The organism is Burkholderia sp. KCJ3K979, assembly GCF_016759955.1.
Lineage (GTDB): Bacteria > Pseudomonadota > Gammaproteobacteria > Burkholderiales > Burkholderiaceae > Burkholderia > Burkholderia orbicola.
On sequence record NZ_JACFYV010000122.1, the window covers coordinates 1 to 19,851 of the forward strand.

6 protein-coding genes and 1 pseudogene are annotated in these 19,851 nt (G+C 71.9%); 1 reads left to right on the forward strand and 6 read right to left on the reverse strand.

Annotation, left to right across the window (positions count from 1 at the left end):
- The 3 genes and pseudogenes from H3O04_RS22865 to H3O04_RS22875 all read right to left on the reverse strand — a co-directional run.
- Positions 1 to 410: pseudogene (locus tag H3O04_RS22865) on the reverse strand (GNAT family N-acetyltransferase); the annotation flags it as partial.
- Entirely contained in the window at positions 400 to 5,367 is a 4,968-nt protein-coding gene (locus H3O04_RS22870; protein WP_202588494.1) for a non-ribosomal peptide synthetase, read from the reverse strand. The gene H3O04_RS22870 and the pseudogene H3O04_RS22865, both read right to left, overlap by 11 nt.
- A 9-nt stretch (positions 5,368 to 5,376) precedes the next feature.
- Positions 5,377 to 15,036 (reverse strand): non-ribosomal peptide synthetase, encoded by a 9,660-nt coding sequence (locus H3O04_RS22875; RefSeq protein WP_202588495.1) that lies wholly within the window; start codon positions 15,034 to 15,036, stop codon positions 5,377 to 5,379.
- A 266-nt stretch (positions 15,037 to 15,302) separates the two neighbouring features.
- Here H3O04_RS22875 and H3O04_RS22880 point away from each other — a divergent pair, with 266 nt between their 5' ends.
- Positions 15,303 to 17,048, forward strand: coding sequence for a cyclic peptide export ABC transporter (locus H3O04_RS22880; RefSeq protein ID WP_027812364.1), 1,746 nt, complete (start codon positions 15,303 to 15,305; stop codon positions 17,046 to 17,048).
- 188 nt (positions 17,049 to 17,236) lie between these two features.
- Here H3O04_RS22880 and H3O04_RS22885 read toward each other — a convergent pair whose 3' ends face one another.
- From H3O04_RS22885 to H3O04_RS22895, 3 genes are all read right to left on the reverse strand, one after another.
- Complete coding sequence (locus H3O04_RS22885; RefSeq protein WP_202588496.1) at positions 17,237 to 18,262, reverse strand: ABC transporter substrate-binding protein; 1,026 nt, start codon at positions 18,260 to 18,262, stop codon at positions 17,237 to 17,239.
- Positions 18,259 to 19,059 (reverse strand): siderophore-iron reductase FhuF, encoded by an 801-nt coding sequence (gene fhuF / locus H3O04_RS22890; RefSeq protein WP_202588497.1) that lies wholly within the window; start codon positions 19,057 to 19,059, stop codon positions 18,259 to 18,261. The genes H3O04_RS22885 and fhuF overlap by 4 nt, the downstream gene beginning before the upstream one ends.
- Positions 19,056 to 19,851: iron chelate uptake ABC transporter family permease subunit (locus H3O04_RS22895; RefSeq protein ID WP_202588498.1), on the reverse strand; the 796-nt coding region annotated here is incomplete at its 5' end. The genes H3O04_RS22895 and fhuF, both read right to left, overlap by 4 nt.

A 19,851-nucleotide genomic window follows, 5' to 3' on the forward strand; every position in this document is an offset into this window, starting at 1 on the left:
GGCAGAGACGGGCCGACGCGCCACAGGTCGGCCTGTTGCGCCCAGCCGTCGCGCAGGCAGCGGCCGCCGTCGGCCAGCACGCCGCTCGCGCGCAGCGCGTCGAGCGCGACGGCCGGCCATGCGGCCGGGTCGAGCCGAATCGCCGCGTGGCGCGCGCTGTCCGAAAACGCCGCGGCGAGTGCGGCCAGTAGCGCCCGCCGCTGATCGGCTGGCGCCACGCGATGGTTGTAGGCGACCAGGCGCAGCGCGCCGTCGTCGCCGAGCTGCGCGCGCAGCAACTGCGCGCCGATCCCGTCGCCCTGCGCGACGCGGATCTCCGCGCCATCGCGCGCGGCGAACAGGCCGTCCGCGAACGCGAGCCGGTAGGTATCGAGCATCGTGAATCCGTCCGGGCGCACTTCAGCCAGCATGGCGCGCCTCCTGTCCCGTTTCCGCGTGCGCATCGAGCCGCGCGCCGAGCGCCGCGAGCGTCGGTGCCGCGAACACGTCGGCCACCGTCAGCGCATGGCCGGCACGGCCGGCCGCGTCGACGAAGCGCACGACGTCGAACGACGTCGCGCCGGCTTCGAACAGGTCCGCATCGGGCTCGGGGGCGGCCGTCGCGAACGTGTCCGACCACAGCGCGGCGAGCGCGGCGGCGGCATGCGACGGCGTTGCGTTCGGCCGGGTTGCGCCGTTGGCGCGCGCGTCGAACGAAGTGGGCTTGGCTGCTTGCGCATCCGGTGCACCGAGCGCCGCTTCCGACGCGCCGGCGAAACGCGCGACTTCGTCGTGGTACAGATCGACGAGCGCCTCGACGAAATCGCGCGCGAGCAGTTCGTCCGCATACGAGAACGCGGCGCTCACGCGGCCGTCCGGATGCTCGACGACGTCCAGCTCCAGCGTGAACACGACGCGATGACGCGCGTCGTCAAATTCGGCCAGCGACAGGCCGGCCCAGTCGCGTGCGGCGGCGCCGGTCGGGCGCAGGTAGTTGAACATCACCTGGAACAGCGGATTGGCCTGCGCGGCGCGCGGCGCACGCAGCGCGGCGACGACGTCGGCGAACGGCACGTCGGCATGCGCATACGCGGCGAGCGCCGTGTCGCGCACTTGCGCCAGCACGTCGGCGCGGCGCGCGGCCGGGTCGATCCGCGTGCGCACGACGACCGAGTTGATGAAGAGGCCCAGCGCGGTACGCGCCGCGTCGCCCGTGAGCTCGCGCGTCGACGCGAGCACGCCGACCGGCTGGTCGGCCACGCCCGTCGCGCGGAACAGTGCCGTGTTGAGCGCCGCGTGCAGCAGCATCGGCAGCGTCGCGTGCGAGGCCGACGCTGCGTCGCGCGCGGCGCGAATCAGCTGCGTATCGAATTCGAACGCGATGCGGGCCGCACGCCATTGCGGCACGGCCGGCGCATCGGTGCGCTGCGGCAACACGCGCGACGGCAGATCGGCGAGCGCATCGCGCCAGTACGCGACGCGCGCCGGATGGCACGGCGCGGGCAGCACGAGCGGCTGGGCGGCCGGTTCGACTGCTTCGTCGACCGGGGCGGCGCCGCGCTGCACGCGGGCGACATAACGGGCACGCACCGCGTCCAGCCACAGCTCGATCGATTCGCCATCCGACACGATGTGATGGATCGTCACCGACAGCACGTGATCGTCCGCCCCGAGCCGCAACACGCGGGCGCGCCACAGCGGCGCGTCGGCCGCGAGGTCGAACGGCGCGAGCGCATCCTCGTCGGTCAGCGCGGCCGCGCGGGCCAGCACATCGGCGTGCGCCGACAGGTCGATCACCGGCAGGTCGACGGCAACGTCTGCGTCGATCCGCTGGCCCGGCAGCGCGCCGTCGCGTGCGACGAGCCGTGCACGCAGCGCCGGATGCATGGCTGCCGCATCCGCGAACGCGGCGCGCAGCGCGTCGACATCGAGCGGGCCGCGCACACGCAGCGCGACCGGAATGTTGTACGCGGCGCTGTCCGGCTGCGCACGCCACAGGAACCACAGGCCGAGCTGCGCGGGCGACAGCGGCCACACGCCGTGCGCGTCCGGTTTGGCCACCGCGACGCCCGGCGCCGTGGCGCCGGTATGTGCGGCGCGCGGCGCATCGGCCACCTGCCGCGCGTATTGCGCGAGCACGGGCGCCTCGAACAGCGCGCGCACCGGCACGTCCCGGCCGAGCCGTTCGGCCACGCGCGTCGCGACACGCACGGCGGCGAGCGAATGACCGCCGAGATCGAAGAAGTGGTCGCCGCGGCCGACCCGCTCCAGGTTCAGCACGTCGCACCAGATCGCCGCGAGCGCGGCTTCGTCGCCGTCGTGCGGCGCCTCGTACGCACGTTCGACGCGCACCGGCGCCGGCAGCCGCGCACGGTCGACCTTGCTGTTCGCGTTGCGCGGCAGCGCGTCGAGCACGATCAGTTGCGCCGGCACCATGTAATCGGGCAGCGTGCGACGCAGATGCGCGTCGAGCGTCGCGGCTTCGACCGGCTGCGCGGCCGCCTGCGCCTCGGCGGTCAGCTCGACGTACGCGACGAGCTGCGCGAGCGCGCCCTGCCCGTGCACGACCGCGCAGGCTTCGCGCACCGCATCGTGCGCGGCGAGCTGCGCTTCGATTTCGCCGAGTTCGATGCGCAGGCCGCGCAGCTTCACCTGGTGATCGACGCGGCCGATGAAATCGAACACGCCGTCCGCGCGGCGCCGCACGAGGTCGCCGGTACGGTACAGTCGCGCGCCCGGCGCGCCGTACGGATCGGGCACGAAACGCTCGGCGGTCAGCGCCGGGCGATCGAGGTAGCCGCGCGCGACGCCGATGCCCTCGCCGCCCAGGTACAGTTCGCCGATCACGCCGACCGGCAGCGGATGCAGCCGCGCGTCGAGCACGTGCGCGGTGCGCGCGCCGACCAGCGTGCCGATCGGCAGATACGCGGCGTCGCCGAGCTTCGCGAGCGCGTCGCCGGGCCGGAACATCCACAGCGTCGGCGTGATGACCGTTTCGGTCGGGCCGTAACCGTTGACCACGCGTACGTTCGGCAGCGCGCGGCGCAGCATCGCGAACGCCTCGCGCGACGTCGCCTCGCCGCCGACGGTCAGCGAACGCAGTGTCGGCGGTGCGCCGTGCGCAAGCGCCCATTCCGCGAGCTGGGCCGCGCAGCCGGGCGGCACGTAGGTCATCGTCACCCCGTCGCGGATCATCATCGCGCAGGTCTGCGCGGGCGGCCACAGCACGTCGGCCGTCACCGACACGGCGGCGCCCGACATGTATTGCGAAAACCAGCCTTCGTGCGCGCCGTCGAAATTCACCGACTGGAACAACAGGAACACGTCGTTTTCACCCGCGCCGTAGCGCTCGGCGATCGCCGCGCAATGCAGCGCGAACGACGCGTGGTCGACGATCACGCCCTTCGGCTTGCCGGTCGAACCCGACGTGTAGATCGCATACGCCGCGTGACCGGGCAGCACGTCCGGCAGCGCGACGTGCGCGGCTTCGTCGAGCGCGTCGATTGCGTCCGCGCGCCAGATGCGCAGTTCAGGCAAGTCGGGCAGCGACGCGGCGCTCGCGGCGTCGGTCAGCACGTGCGCGATGGCCGCATCGCCGACGATCTGCGCGAGCCGTTCGCGCGGATGCGCCGGATCGAGCGGCACGAACGCGGCGCCCGACTTCAGCACCGCGATCAGCGCGACGAGCAGATCGACCGAGCGCTGCAGCGCAACGCCCACGCGCATCTCGGGCCGCACGCCGGCCGCCACCAGATGGCGCGCCAAACGTGCGGCACGGGCATCGACTTCGCCGCGCGTCAATGCGCGGTCGATATCGGCGACGCCGCGTGCGTCGGGCCGCGCGTGCGCATGGGCGGCGATGCGTGCATGCACCGGTACGAACGGCTCGGCCTCGGTCGCGCCCGCCGGCGCGTTCCATGCGAAGAGCTGTGCGCGTTCGTCGGCAGGCAGCCAGTCGAGATCGCCGATCGGTAGATCCGGGCGCGCGAGCGCGTCGGTCAGCAGCGTGACGAAGCGCGCGGCCAGCCGCGTGATCGCATCCGCGTCGAACAGGTCGAGCGCGTAGATGAAGGCGGCGTCGAACGTGCCGTCCGGCGTCGCTTCGACGGACAGCGTCAGGTCGAATTTCGCGGACGGCGTGCCGGACGGCAGCAACGCGGCCGACGCCGCGCCGAGGGCCGGCAGCGCGCGGCGTTCGCCGTACGCGGCCATCACCTGGAACAGCGGATGGTGGCTCGCGCTGCGCGGCACGCCGAGCGCATCGACCACCTGCTCGAACGGCACGTCCTGGTGCATCTGCGCGTCGACGAGTGCGCGCTGCGTACGCGCGACCAGCGACGAGAAATCGCCGTGCGCGGGCACGTCGACGTCGATCGCGAGCGTGTTGACGAAGAAGCCGATCAGGCCGGCGACTTCCGCGCGCTCGCGGTTCGCGGCCGGCACGCCGACGCAGATCCTGGCGTCGCCGGTTGCGCGCGCCAGCAGCGCATCGAGCGCGGCGAGCAGCACCGCGAACGGCGTCGCGCCGGATGCGGCCGCGAATGCGCGCAACTGCGCACCGATACGTGCGTCGAGCGAAAACACATGACGCGCGCCGCGCGCACTGCGACGGGCCGGCCGCGCGGTCGCGCCCGGCAGCGTCAGCACGCCGCGCTGCGGATCGAGCCGTTCGCGCCAGAACGCGAGCTGACGGTCGCGCTCGCCGGCATCGAGCCAGCGGCGCTGCCACAGCGCGTAGTCGGCGTACTGGATCGGCAGCGGCGCGAGCGGCACCGGCCGGTCGGACGCATACGCGCGATAGAACGCCGCGAGTTCTTCCAGCATCACGCCCGACGACCAGCCGTCCGACACGATGTGATGGACGGTCAGTGCGAGCCAGTGATGCGTCGCGTCGAAGCGGACCAGATGCGCGCGCACGAGCGGCGCCGTGCCGAGATCGAACGGTTCGGCTTCGTCGGCCGTCGCGACGGCTTCCGCGCGCGCTGCGCGCTGCGCGTCCGGCAACGCTTCGAGATCGGTTTCGCGCCACGGGCAGCGCAACGGCGCGTGGATCGTCTGCGCGACGCCGTCCTGCGCTTCGTCGAAGGTCGTGCGCAGCGCCTCGTGGCGCGCGATCAGCGCATCGCACGCGAGACGCAGCGCATGCCCGTCGAGCGGGCCCGTCAGCGCGAGGCGCTCGGTGATGTGATACGCGTCCGGCGCATCGATCAGCCGCGCACGCCGCGCAGCGACCGCGTGCCGGCATCGTTCGCGCAGACGCGGCTGTGGCTGCACGCGGAAGTCGATGCCGGCCGCGCCGAGCTTGTCGATGAAGACCGCGCGCTGCGCGTCGGGCAGTTGCGCGAAACGCGTCGCGAGCGCCAGCCAGTCGGGTTGAACCTTCGTCATCCGTCGTCCTTATTGGGTTTCCAGTTCGCCGAGCAGCGCGTCGATCGCGCTCGCCGCATCGGTCGCGCCGCGTGCCGCGCAGGCCGCGTCGATCGCTTCCGCGCAGCGCGCCAGTGTGCGCGTGTCGAACAGCGTGCGCAGCGGCAGCGCAAGCCCCCAGTGCAGGTTGGCCTGCGCGTGGGCCTGCGTCGCGAGCAGCGAGTGGCCGCCGAGCAGGAAGAAATCGCCGTCGCGGCCGATCGCGTCCACGTGCAGCACGCGTTGCCAGATGTCGGCGAGCGCGCGTTCGGTGTCGGTCGCGAGTTCGACGGCTTCGGTTGCTTCACGCACCGGCGCGGGCAGCGCATGGCGGTCGCACTTGCCGTTCGGCGTGACGGGCAACGCGTCGAGCTCGATCAGCTGCGACGGCACCATGTACGCCGGCAGTTGCGCACGCAGTGCGTCGAGCAGGGCCGTACGGTCGAGCGGGCCGGCGTCGCCGCGGGCGACATAGCCGATCAGTTGCTCGTCGCGCACGATCACAACCGCATCGTTGACACCCGGCGCCGCGCGCAGCAGCGCCTCGATCTCGCCCGGCTCGATCCGCTGGCCGCGCAGCTTCACCTGCGTGTCGACGCGGCCGAGGTAGTCGAGCGCGCCGTCCGCGCGCCGTCGTGCGAGGTCGCCGGTGCGGTACATGCGGGCGCCCGGCACGAACGGATCGGGCACGAAGCGCTCGGCGGTCAGCGCAGGACGGCCGAGATAGCCGCGCGCGAGGCCTGCGCCCGCCAGATACAGTTCGCCGGTCGCGCCGGCCGGCACCGGCTGCCATGCGGCATCGAGCACGTGCAGTTGCAGGTTCGCGATCGGATGACCGATCGGCACCGCGACCGCATGCGCGTCGTCGGGGCCGCAGGTCCAGTGCGACACGTCGATCGCGGCCTCGGTCGGCCCGTACAGGTTCACGAGCGTCGCGTTCGGCAGCAACCGCGCCATCTTCGCGACGAGCTCGGGCGCCAGCGCCTCCCCGCTCGCGACGATCAGGCGCACGCTGTCGCATTGCGCGGCGGCCGAGAAATCGTCGAGATGCGCGGCGAACGCGGCAAGCATCGACGGCACGAAATGCAGCACCGTCACGCCGTGCGCGTGGATCGCGGCGGCCAGACGGGCTGGGTCGCGGTGGTCGCCGGGTGCTGCGATCGCGAGCTTCGCGCCGATCGCCAGCGGCCACACGAATTCCCACACCGACACGTCGAAGCCGAACGGCGTCTTGTGCAGCACGACGTCGTCGCGCGTCAGCCGGTACGCATGCTGCATCCACGCGATCCGGTTCGCCAGCGCGCCGTGCGTGTTGCCGGCACCCTTCGGCTTGCCGGTCGAGCCGGACGTGTAGATCAGGTACGCGAGCTGCGCGTCGTCGATCGCCGCGGTTTCATCGGCGATATCGCCCGCTTCGTCGGCCAGCAGATCCGCGACCGTCAGCAGTTGCGTGTCGGCGCCCTCGCCCAGCGCGGCCTCGACTTGCTCGCGCAGATGCGCCTGCGTGATCGCGACGGCCGGCCGCGCGTCGCGCAGCAGGTATGCAATGCGCTCGGCCGGATAGTCGGGATCGACCGGCAGATACGCGGCGCCGGCCTTCAGTACGCCGACGAGCGCCATCACCATGTCGAACGAGCGTTCGACGCATAGCGCGACCGGCGTATCGGCCTGCACGCCGCGCCGGCGCAGCGCGGCCGCGATGCGCGACGTGGCGGCGTCGAGTTCGCGGTAGGTCGCGCGCTGCACGCGGCCGTGCGCGTCCGCATACTCGAGCGCGATCGCGTCGGGCGTCGCCCGTGCCGCGTCGGCGAATTGCAGATGCAGCGGCTGCCGTTGTTCCATCGGCCAGGTCCGTGCGGTGTCCTGCGCGCGCACCAGCGCGTCGCGGGTCGCCTCGTCGGCGATCGACAGCGTGCCGAGCAGCGCGTCCGGCGTGCGGGCCAGCGCATCGAGCGCGCACGCGAACGCGCGGTGCCAGGTCTCCACCTGACTCGCATCGACGCGAGCGGTGTCGTAGCCGTAGTCGATCGTCAGTTCGGCGCCGCTCTCGATCACGAGCGTCAGTGCGAAATCGGTCGCTTCGATGCTGAGTACGCCGCTCAACGCCAGCGCGTGCGGATCGGCGTCACGCGCGGTGTCGTCCACCGGATAGTTCTCGAACACGACCAGCGTGTCGAACAGTGCGCCGCCCGACCCGCGCGCCCAACGCTGGATGTCGGCGAGCGGCGTGTGTGCGTGTTCGGCGGCCGCCGCGTTCTCGCGTTGCAGCGTTTGCAGCCAGTCGGCCGCGCGTTGCTGCGGCGCCGGCGCGGTGATGACCGGCAGCGTGTTGATGAAGAGACCGAGCACCGAGTCGACGTCCGCGAGCGCGTCGGGGCGGCCGGCGACGGTCGCGCCGAACGCGACGGCCGGCTGGTGCGTCATCCGCTGCAGCGCGAGCGCCCAGGCGCCCTGCACCAGCGTGTTGACGGTCAGCTTCAGCGCGCGGGCGGTCTGCGCGACGCGCGCCGTCGTGTCGGCATCGAGCGTTGCGCGCCACGTGACCATCTCGGCATCCGCGCGGTCGGCCGTGCGTTCCGCGATCAGCGTCGGCGCATCGAGCCGTGCCAGGCGCCCGGTCCAGAAGCGCTCGTCGGCATCGCGGTCGCGCGTGCCGAGCCATGCGATGAAATCGCGATAGCGCAGCGCCGGACGGCTCGCGAACGGCGACACGGCGTCCGGGTCGCGGTAGTCGCGCAGCACGTCGGCGAGCAGGCGCGCGGTGCTCCAGCCGTCGAGCAGCACGTGGTGACGCGTCCAGACGACCCGCCACGCGTCGTCCGTCACGCGGATCAGCGTGAGCCGCATCAGCGGCGGCTCGCGCCAGTCGAAACCGCGCGTGCGGTCGGCCGCGAGCCATGCATCGAAATCGGCATCGAGCGTGTCGCCGCGCGTGCGCCAGTCGAGCTGTTCGACCGGCATGCGCGCGTGACGATGCACGCACTGCAGCGGCGCGGCTTCGTCCGGCATCACGCTCGTGCGCAGGATGTCGTGACGGGCGACCGACGCGTCGAACGCGGCCGCGAGCCGGTCGGCGTCCAGCCCGGTGGCGGTCGCGACGAGCTGGTTCACGTAGCTCGCGTGGCCGGGCGCGAACAGCGCATGGAACAGGATGCCCTGCTGCATCGGCGACAGCGGATACACGTCGTCGATCGTGCGCCAGTCGAGCGGCGCGCGTTCGATCGCGGCCTGCGTGAGGCCGGCGGCCTGCGCGAGCGGGAAATCGCCCGGCGTCGCGCCGGCGCCGCGATGCGCGACGCATGACGCACATGCATCGACGAGTTCGCGCAGCGCGGTGGCGAAGCGTTCGGCGAACGCATCGATCGTCGCGCGTTCGAATTGCGGCGCACCGTAGACCCAATGCACCTTCAGCGTGCGCGCGCCGTCGCCGTCCGTGTCGAGGTACGCATGAATCGCGAGCGCGTTGCCGAGCGGCCCTTGGGGATCGCGCTCGACGCCGGTGCCGCCGAAACGCGGCACGAGCGTCGCATCGCGCGGCGCGTCGAACTGGCCGAGATAGTTGAACGTGACGCACGGACGCGGCACGGCAGCCAGCGCCGCACGCGTGGCCGTATCGCCGAAGCGCGCGAGCACGCCGAAGCCAAGCCCCTTGTGCGGCACCGCGCGCAGCGTGTCCTTGACCGCGCACAGCGTGTCGCGGGCCGTCGCTGCGACCGGCAGCGTCACCGGGTAATGGCTCGTCAGCCAGCCGATCGTGCGGCTGGCATCCGCGTCGTCGAACAGCGCTTCGCGGCCGTGTCCTTCCAGTTCGACCCGGCACGATGCGGCGCCGCGCGCGCCGGCCAGCGCCAGCGCGAGCGCCGCGCCGAGCAGCTCGATCGTCTGCGTGCGATAGGCCGCATGTGCGTCGGTCAATGCGGCACGGGTCAATGCCGCGTCGATCGTCTGCACGACGACGCCGGCATCGGCGTTCGTCGCCGCTGCGTCGGGGTGATCGGGCACGATGTCGTCGCCCTGCGCCATGCCGGCCCAGTAGGTGACTTCACCTGCGAACGGCGACGCCGGTTCCGTTGCCGCACGGGCGAGCCGGGCGGCCCATGCGTCGGCGCGCAGGCCCGGCTGCGACAGGCGGACCGGCGTACGTTCGCATGCCGCGCGGTAGGCGCCGTCGAGGTCGTCGAGCAGGATGCGCCACGACACGCCGTCGACGATCGCATGGTGAATCGCCAGATAAAGCCGCGTCGAACCGTCCCGCAGCCGTGCCGCGCACGCGCAGGCGAGCGGCCCGTTGCCGAGGTCGAGACGGCGTTGCAGCGCGTCGAAGCGTGCCAGCGCGTCGGCTTCGTCGCGTGCGGCGACTTCGACGAACGGCAGCGCGTCGTACGGCTTCGCCGCATCGCTCGCGTGCCACGTGCCGTCCGCGCCGCGTGCGAAGCGCTGGCGGAATGCGTCGTGATGCGTGAGCAACGCGTCGAATGCGCGTGCGAATGCATCCGCGTCGAACGCGCCGCGCACATCGAACGACACCGATTGATTCCAGTGGCCGCGGTGCGGGATATCGAGCGCGAAGAAGCGTTGTTGTGCGGGCGTCAGGATCGGAGTGGCGGCCGGCGTGACCGTTGCAGGCGCAACCGCAGGGTTCGAGGCAACTGCCGTGTCATCCGTTTTCGCGATCCGCGCGAGTTCGGCGACGGTCGGCCCGTCGAACAGTTGCTTCGGCGTGAAGCGCACGCCGCGCTTGCGGGCACGGGCGATCACCTGCAGCACGAGGATCGAATCGCCGCCGAGTTCGAAGAAATTGTCGTCGCGGCCGACCTTCGGCGCCTTCAGCACGGCCTGCCAGACGTCGGCGAGCACCGTCTCGACCGCGCCCTGTGGCGCATCGCTGGACGCGACCGCGACCGGCACCGCTGCCAGTTCGCGCAATGCCGCGCGATCGATCTTGCCGTTCGCCGTCACGGGCAGGCGCATCAGCGCGACGAACTGCGCGGGCACCATGTAATCGGGCAACGTCGCGGCGAGCGCAGTGCGCACTGCCGCTTCGTCGAATGCCACGCCGTCGCGCATCACGACGAACGTCGCGAGCCGCAGGCGGCCGTCGTGCTCGATCGCGAGCGTTTCGGCCTGCGCGATCGGGCCGGCCGCGCGCACGGCGGCGCTCACCTCGCCCGGCTCGACGCGGTAGCCGCGAATCTTCACCTGATCGTCGATCCGGCCGAGGAATGCGAGGCGGCCGTCCGTGCGCAACCGCACGCGGTCGCCCGTGCGATACAGCCGCGCGCCGGGCGTGAACGGATCGGGCACGAAGCGCTCGGCGGTTTGCGCGGGGCGGCCGAGGTAGCCGCGCGCAACGCCCGGCCCGCCCAGATACAGCTCGCCGGTCGCGCCGGCCGGCACGCACGCGCCGAACGCATCGAGCACCAGCGCGCGCGCATTCGGCAGCGGCAGGCCGAGCGGCACGCCGCTCGCGGGATCGCGCGCGTCGGCGGCAATCGACGCCGTGTCGCACGCGATCGCGCCGACGGTCGCTTCGGTCGGCCCGTAATGGTTGATCACGCGGCAGGCCGGCGCGAGCGCGGCCAGGCGCGCGACGAGCGCCCACGTGAGCGTTTCGCCGCCCGTCACGAGCGCGTGGCGCGGCAGCACGTCGGCCGGCACGCGCGCGTCGAGCAGCGCTTGCAGATGGCTCGGCACGATCTTCAGCACGCCGACTTCGCGGCGGCGCATTTCGTCGGCGAACAGGTCCGGATCGAATGCGCACGCAGCCGGCAGCAGGTGCAGCGTGCGGCCCGCGCACAACGCGCCGAACAGCGTCGTGTGGCCGAGATCTGCCGCGACCGTCGAGACCATCGCGAACGATGCGTCGGGCGCGAACGCGAGTTCGTCGAGCATCCCCTGCACGTAGTCGGCCAGCGCGCCGTGCGACACGACGACGCCCTTCGGCGTGCCGGTCGAGCCGGACGTATAGATCAGGTATGCACCCTGTTCCGGGTGCGGCGCGACGCGCACGCCGGCCGCGTGGGCGAGCGTCGCGTCCTGCGCCAGCGCGTCGACGTCGAGCGGCTGCGCGTCGAGGCCGGCCGGCCATGCGGCCGGCTCCGCGACGAGCGCCCAGCGCGCGCCGCAGTCGGCGGCGGCCGCGGCGAGACGCGCGGCCGGCTGCGCGGGGTCGAGCAGCACGGCCAGCGCGCCGGCTTTCAGCGCGCCGAGCAGGCCGACGACGAACCGTGTCGAGCGCTCGATGCAGACGACGACGGCCGCTTCGGCGGCCACGCCGCGTTGCGTGAGCGCCCGTGCGATGCGGTTCGATGCGTCGTCGAGTTCGGCGAACGTCAGCGAAATCGATGCGTCGGAAAGCGCGACGCGATGCGGATAGGCGGCTGCCTGCCGCGCAAACGCGGCGACGATGTCGGCATGCTCGATACGCAGCGCACGGCCGTCGCGCGGCTGGCGCGACGCAGCCGACGCATCGCACGGCAGCGCGGCCGTCGTGGCGTGCGGTTCATGGGCGGCGGACGCGACGAGTGCCGCATAGCTGTCGAGCCACGCACGTGCGGTGTCGGCCTCGATGCAGTCGGTCGCATAGGCCGCGACCAGTTCGATCCCGTTCGCGTCGTCGGTGAAATCCAGTGCGAAGTCGAAGCGCGCGGCGAGATCGGGCCCCGGCGTCGCGACCGCCGTCGCGCCCGGCAGCACGCTGTCGTGCCGTGCGTCGAACTGCTGCGCGAACTTCACGCGCAGCCATTCGTCGCCGCGCTTGACGGGTGGCTTCACCGCGTCGACGACGCGCTCGAACGGCACGTCCTGGTGCGCGACCGCGTCGAGCGCCGCGGTGCGCGCCGCATCGACGAGCGCACGGAACGGCAGCGTCGGCGCCACGCGCACGCGCAGCGCGACCGTATTCAGGAACAGACCCAGCAATGCGCGCGTTTCAGGACGCTGGCGATGCGCGACCGGCACCGCGACGACGACGTCCGTTTCGCCGGTCAGGCGCGACAGCCATGCGTCGAGCGCGGCCAGCAGCACCGTGAAGACGGTCGCCTGCGCGTCGCGTGCGAGTTGCCGCACGTCGGCCGCGACCGCATCGGGCAGGCGCACCGATACACGTGCGCCATGCAGCGTGCGCGTGGCGCCCGGCTGGCGGTCGACCGGCAGCGCGAGCGGGCCCGGCACGTCCCGCAACGCATCGCGCCAGTAGTCGAGCTGACGCTCGCCCTCGCCGCCGGCCAGCATGTCGCGCTGCCAGTCCGCGTAGTCGGCGTACTGGATCGGCAATGCGGGCAGCGACGGTTCGCGGCCTTCGGCATACGCGCGATACGCAGCCGACAGTTCGTCGAACGCGCAGCGCGAGCTCCAGCCGTCGGTGATCGCGTGATGCGCGGTCAGCAGCAGGCGGTGCCGGTCGTCCGCGAGCACGACCAGCGTCGCGCGCAGCAGCGGGCCGCGTGCGAGGTCGAACGGCACGGCCGCGTCGCGCTCGGCGAGGCGCGCGGCTTGCGCATCGCGGGCGGTCTGCGGTTGATCGCGCAGGTCGACCGCGGCGATCGATACCGGCAGATGCGCGTGAATCCGTTGCATCACGACGCCGTCGTCGTTGTCGACGAGCGTCGTGCGCCACGCTTCGTGACGGCCGATCACGTGATCGAGCGCGCGCTGCAGCGCGTCGCGGTCGAGCACGCCGTCGATCGTCCAGTGTGCGGCGATGTGATACGCGGCGCTGGCGTCGCGCGTTTGCGCGAGCACCCAGAAGCGTTGCTGCGCGAGCGATGCCGCACGATCGACGTACGGCGCGTCCGATGCGGCAGCATCGGCCGGCGTGCGGCGCGCGGTGATCGTGACCAGCGGTTCGCTGGTTTCGCGTTCCGCGCCATCGACCGTGTCGGCCAGCTCGGCGAGCGCCGGATCGGCGAACAGCGTGTCGAGCCGCAGGTTCACGCGCACGGCGGCACGGATCGCGGCCTGCAACTGCATCGCGGCGAGCGAATCGGCACCCAGCGCGAAGAAACGATCGTCGCGCGACGGCATGACGTCGAGACCGAGCAGCGTTTGCCAGAGGCCCGCGATCTGCTGTTCGGTCGGCGTGCGCGGCGCATCGCCGGTGGCTTGCGACGTGTCGCGCGCGGCGGCAATCCGCTCGCGCAGCGCGGCACGGTCGAGCTTGCCGTTCAGCGTGTACGGCAGCGCATCGCAACGCACGAACCGGTGCGGCTGCCACGCGGCCGGCAGTTGTGCGGCCACGTGCGCCTTCAACGCGGCATCGTCGGCCGCCGCGCGCAGCGCGACGCACGCGATCAGCCGCGTCGGCCCGTTGGCGGTGTCGGCGATCACGGCCGCGTCGGCCACGGCCGGATGCGAGCGCAGGCACGCGGCGATTTCCGCCGGCTCCACGCGTACGCCGCGCACCTGGACCTGATCGTCGAGGCGGCCCAGATAATCGTATGCGCCGTCGTCGCGCAGGCGTGCGAGGTCGCCGGTGCGATAGACGCGCGCGCCTGGCTCACCGTCCGCATCGGGAACGAACCGTTCGGCCGTGAGCGCCGGGCGGCCGTGATAACCGCGTGCGACGCACACACCGCCGAGCAGCAGTTCGCCCACTCCATCGACATCGGCGTCGTCGATGCGTGCGACCCGCGGGCCGATCACGCGACCGATCGGCAGCGACGCATACGCGTCGTCCGCGGCCAGCGCCGGTGTCTCGCCCGGCTCGACCGGCCACAGCATCGGCGAGATCACGGCTTCGGTCGGCCCGTAACCGTTGATCAGGCGCACGGCCGGGAACGTGCGGCGCACGAATTCGAACGCCTGCTGCGGCAGCGCTTCACCGCCGAACGCGAGCACGCGCAACGCCGACGGCACGCCGTCGCGCGCGGCGACGGCCGCGAATTCGCGCAGGTAGGCGGGCGGAAACGCGGCGACGTTGACCGCTTCGCGCACCATCAGCGTGTGAGCGTCGACCGGCGCGAACGGCTGCGGCGGCGCCACGACGATGCCGGCGCCGACCGCGAGCGGCGCGAGCCAGCATTCGTGCGCGGCGTCGAAGTTGACCGACGCGAAATGCAGCAGACGGTCGCCGGCCTCGATCGGCAGCGCGGCCGCGAGCGCGTCGCAATGCGCGGCGAGCGGCCCGTGCTCGACGACCACCGCCTTCGGCGTGCCGGTCGAGCCCGACGTATAGATCATGTAGGCGGCCGACCGCGGATGCACGGCCACGGTATCGTCATCGAACCCGTGATCCTGCGCGACGCCGGATGCTTCGGCCGTCACGTCGAACGCGTGTTCGAACGGCGTGCCGAGCGCCGCGCGGCCGGCGGCGTCGACGATGCCGTGCCGCAGTTGCGCATCCTGCACGATCCAGTCGAGGCGCGCGGCCGGATGGCGCGGATCGAGCGGCACGAATACGCCGCCGGCCTTGAGCACGGCCAGCAGCGCGACGAACAGTTCGCCCGAACGCTCGACGCACACGCCGACCCGCACTTCGGCGCCGACGCCGGCCGCGCGCAGTTGCCGGGCGAGCTGCGATGCACGTGCATCGAGCGCACCGCGCGACAGCCGCAGGTCGTTCTGGAAAGGCACCGCGATGGCAGGCGCGTCGGGCGCGACGCGCGCCAGTTCGCGGATTCGGTGATGCAGCGCAGTCGGGAAACTCGTCATGTGCATGAAGTCCTTCGGTCCGGCCGCTTCGGCCAAGTCTCGGGGCCGCTTGGGGCGGCTTCACTGGTGTGACGAACGGCGCGGCCGATTTTTTACCGTTTTGCGCGCAAAGTGCGTGCGGCCACTTTTTTTGACGCTGGGACTAAATATTTGCGCGGCCCGTTCGTCTATCAGGGAGGAAAGCCGGAATGGGCTCGCCCCGCCGCTTTCGCGTCAGATTTGCCGTTTCCGCGTTATTGCCTGCCTTCCCTTTACCGACGTTGCCGATGACAGCCGCCCACGAGCCTTCTTCCCCGCCGTCCCTCGACGCTTCCCCCGGCCGCCCCGCGGCGCGCCTGATCCTTGCGCTGCTGCGCGAAAGCCGCGTGTCGCTCACGCTGGCGCTCACCGCGTGCGTGCTGAACGGCGTCGCGAGCGTGCTGCTCGTCGCGACGCTGAACCGCGCGCTGTCGCAACCGGGCGCCGCCGACGCGGCGCTCGCGTGGCGCTTCGCGCTGTGCGCGGTGATCGCGCTCGTCACGCGGATCGTGTCGGGCACGCTGTTCGCCCGCCTGTCGCAGGACACGATGGCGCGCTTGCGCGTGCATCTGGCGCGGCGCGTCGGCGCGGCCGAGCTGCGCGACATCGAGCGGATCGGCGCGGCGCCCGTGCAGTCGGTGCTGACCGACGACGCGACCAACGTGTCGATGCTGTTCTTCGCGTTGCCGAACCTGGTCATGCACGGCTCGATCGTGTTCGGCTGCCTCGGCTATCTGGCGTGGCTGTCGTGGCCCGTGTGCCTGCTGGCGCTGGCCGCGATCATCGCCGGCTCGCTCGGCTATCACACCGGCGATCGCCGCGCGATCGCGGCGCTCGAAGCCGCCGGCCAGGCGCAGGACCGCCTGTTCGGCTATCTCGGCTCACTGTTCTCCGGCGCGAAGGAGCTGAAGCTGCACGATGCGCGCGCCCGCCAGTTCGTCGACGGCCAGCTCGGCGCCGCGATCGGCGAAGTGCGCGACCACCGCCGCCGCGCGTTCAGCGCGTACGCGGTCGGGGTCGGCTGGATCATCTTCCTGTTCTACGTGTTCCTCGGCGTCGCGTCGTTCTGGCCGCAGCTCGGCGTGCATGCCGATCCGGCCACGGCGGCCGGCTACGTCGTCGTGTTCCTGTTCATGCTCGTGCCGCTCGACGGCCTGCTGAACAACCTGCCGACCGTCAATGCGGCGCGCGTGTCGCTCGGGCGGATCGAAGGCGTGATGGCCGAATTCGGCGCGCTGCGCACGGTGCCGCCCGCGGCCGATGCGCCCGACGTGCCGCCGGCCGGCGCCGTCACGCTGCGCGGCGTCACGCACGCGTATTTCCACGAACGCGACGAACGGATGTTCAGCATCGGGCCGATCGACCTGACGATCAAGCCGGGCGAGCTCGTGTTCATCGTCGGCGGCAACGGCAGCGGCAAGACCACGCTCGCGAAGGTGCTGACCGGGCTCTACGAGCCCGAGCAAGGCACGATCGAGGTCGACGGCCGCACGATCGGCTGGCGCGAGCGCGCGGCCTACCGGCAGCGCTTCAGCGCGGTGTTCAACGATTTCCACCTGTTCGATGCGCTGCTCGGTATCGTCGACCCCGACGATCCGTCGCGTGCGCAGGCCGATGCACGAGCGAACGCGCTCGTCGCGAAACTCGCGCTCGATCACAAGGTGAAGGTGGTCGACGGCGCGTTCTCGACGCGCGCGCTGTCGACCGGGCAGCGCAAGCGGCTCGCGCTCGTCGTCGCGTACCTGGAAGATCGCCCGTTCTACCTGTTCGATGAATGGGCGGCCGACCAGGACCCGTCGTTCAAGGCCGTGTTCTACGAGCAACTGCTGCCGGAGCTGCGCGCGCGCGGCAAGGCCGTGATCGTGATCACGCACGACGACCGCTACTTCGACCTCGCCGACCGTCTGCTGAAGCTCGACAACGGGCGCATCGTCAGCGATACGCAACCGGCGCGCCTGCGTGCGCAGGATGGCGTCGATGCGCTGAGCGCGTAACCTGACGACAGTCGATAAAAAATCGCCGGCACGCTGCATGGGCAGTGTGTCGGCGATCGTCGTTTTCAGCGGGGAATTCAGCAGCTGACGTGTGGCGAAAATGAAAGGCGGAAGCCACGCGTCGTCGTGCCGGTCACGACGCCCTGCCCGTCAACGCGGCATCACCTGCTGCTCGAAGCACGCCGCGCTCAACGCACGGCCGGCAGCTTCAACATCGTGTCGGTCATCACGTCGGCCAGCTTCAGCGCCGACATCGGCCCGCCGAACCCCCAGATGTTGCGCTCGATCAGCGCGATCCGGTGATCTTTCAGTGCGGGCACGAAGCGCCACACCGGCGAATCGAGTTTCGCCGACAACGGCACGTCCATCCCAGACGCGGTCACGAACAGCACGGCGAGGTCGCGCTGCCGCAGCAGATCGGCCGACGTCACGTACAGCGTGCCTTCCCGCGTCGGTTTCTTCGGCCACGGCTCGAGCCCGAGCGCTCGCGCGAGGCCCGCCGACGTGCTGTTGCCCGTATAGGCCCAGTAACGATCGGGCAAGCCGAGATCCTGCAGCAGCGCGACGCGCTCGCCGTGGCGGCCCGCGGCCGCGAGCCGCCCCGCATTGCGGGCGATGCCGGCGTCGAGTTGTGCTTCGACCGCCTGCGCGCGCGCGTCGCGCCCCGTCACCGCGCCGATCGTCCGGAAGATCTGCCGCATCCAGTCGAGCTGCGTGACGGGTACGCCGTCTTCCGACACGTTCGGGCTGAACTGGAACAGGATCGTCGGCGCGATCCGGTCGAGCGCGTCGAAGATCGGCGCGTGCCGGAAACCGACGCCGATGATGAGATCCGGCTTGACCGCCGCGATCGCCTCGAGCCCTGGCTCCTGCCGCGAGCCGATGTCGGTCACGTGCGCGAGCTGCTCGCTCCGATAACCGAGCCAGCCTGGGTAGAACGCCGTATCGGCCATCCCGACCGGCACGAGGTCGAGCGCGATCACGCTTTCCGCGAACATGAAGTCGAGCGCGACCACGCGCTGCGGCCGCACGGGCATCTTCGCGCTGGCCTGCGACACGACGGGATTGCCGGCCAGCGACACGGCGCGTTGCGAACCGCCCGCGCCCCCGGCCACGGAGGCGGCCGCCGCCGATGCGGAAAACGCGCCGCAGCACGCGGCGCCAAGCGCTGCCGCGAGTGCACCGAGCGCGTGCCGGCGGCCGGCGTGCGTCACCGGATCGCGTCCTGCTCGGCCAGCGCCGCGTCGTCCATCGTCAGTAGCAGGGGGCAGCTTCCACACAGTTGCGTTTCTCCAGGAATTTCGTAGCGCAGGCAGCACACGCGGCGCGCGCGAAACGGCGTCGGCAGCAGCGGCGAGCGCGGCACGGCATCGCGCACCGGCATGCGCAGCGGATTCGATTCGCCGCGCACGCAGGTCGAACCGAACAGCCAGTTCGCGTCCCCCACGGGATCGGCCGCGCACGGCAGCGAACGATACGTCTCGAGCAGATAGTCGAGCAGGTTGCCCGCGTTGCTCCACAGCACGCGCGGCGTGACGCGGCCCATCGCCGCGAGCAGGTCGATCACCGCGCCGAGATGCGCGATGAGCCCCGCATAGCGCGGCGCGGGATCGTCGCACGGCGCGCCGAGCGCATCGCTCGCGAAATACAGCGCGGCCGGCATCCCGTCGTCGAGCGCGACGAACGTGCGCTCGGGCGTCATGTCGAGCGGCCGGCCGAGCGTCAGCGCGGCGACGACGCCGGCCGGCGCCGCGCGGCCGAAATAATATTTGCTCCATTGCGACATCAGCGCGCGCGCATGCTGCGCCGGATCGCCGCCGTAATGGTCGACCATCGCGCCGAGCACGGCGTCGCGGTGGGCGGGCAACGCGCTGACGGGCACGACGACGCGGCCCGGCGCGTGCGCGTCGTCGGGCATGCCGAGCCAGACGACGTCGAGGTGCTCGGCGAACGGTTGCGGCGCGAACGCCGAAAAGCGCGTGGCGCGCGCGCCGTCGAGCGCCGGCGTCATCGCCCCGCGCGCCGGGCGCGGCGCCCCTCGAGAATCAGCAGACCGAGCAGGTACGGCGCGCCGATCAGCGCGGTCAGCACGCCGGCCGGCACCTCGCGCGGCGCGACGACGGTGCGCGCCGCGAGATCCGCGACGCCGAGGATCAGCGCGCCGCACGCCGCCGCGAGCCACAGCCGCGTGCGATGCCGGCGCGCGCCGAGCATCGTCGCAACGTGCGGCGCCATCAGCCCGATGAAGCCGACCGGCCCGACCGCCGCGACGGCCGCGCACGCGGCGAGCGTCGCGATCGTCAGCGCGAGCGGCCGCAGCGCGGCCACCGGCAGGCCGAGCGCGGCCGCCTGGTCGTCGCCGAGCGCGAGCATGTCGAGCGGTTTCGCGAGCCACGCGAACACCGGCACCGCGAGCACGCACCACGGCAGCAGCATTGATACCTCGCCCCAGCTGCGGCCATACGTGCCGCCGACGAGCCACACGACGAAACGCGCGGGTTGCACGCTTTCCTGCGTGATCAGCCATTGCGCGAGCGTGGTCCACAACGCGCCGATCACGATGCCGGTCAGCGCGACCGCGAGCGGCGCGTAGCGATGCCGGTGATTCAGCGCGAGCGTGATCGCGAGCGACAGCCCGCCGCCGATCAGCGCCGCCGCCGCAAGCGTCACATGACCCATCAGCGGCCACGTCGACAACGCGAACAGCGTGACGAGCCCCGCGCCCTGCGTGACGCCGAGTACTTCGGGGCCCGCGAGCGGATTGCGCACGACGCTCTGCATCGCGACGCCGCTGACCGCCAGC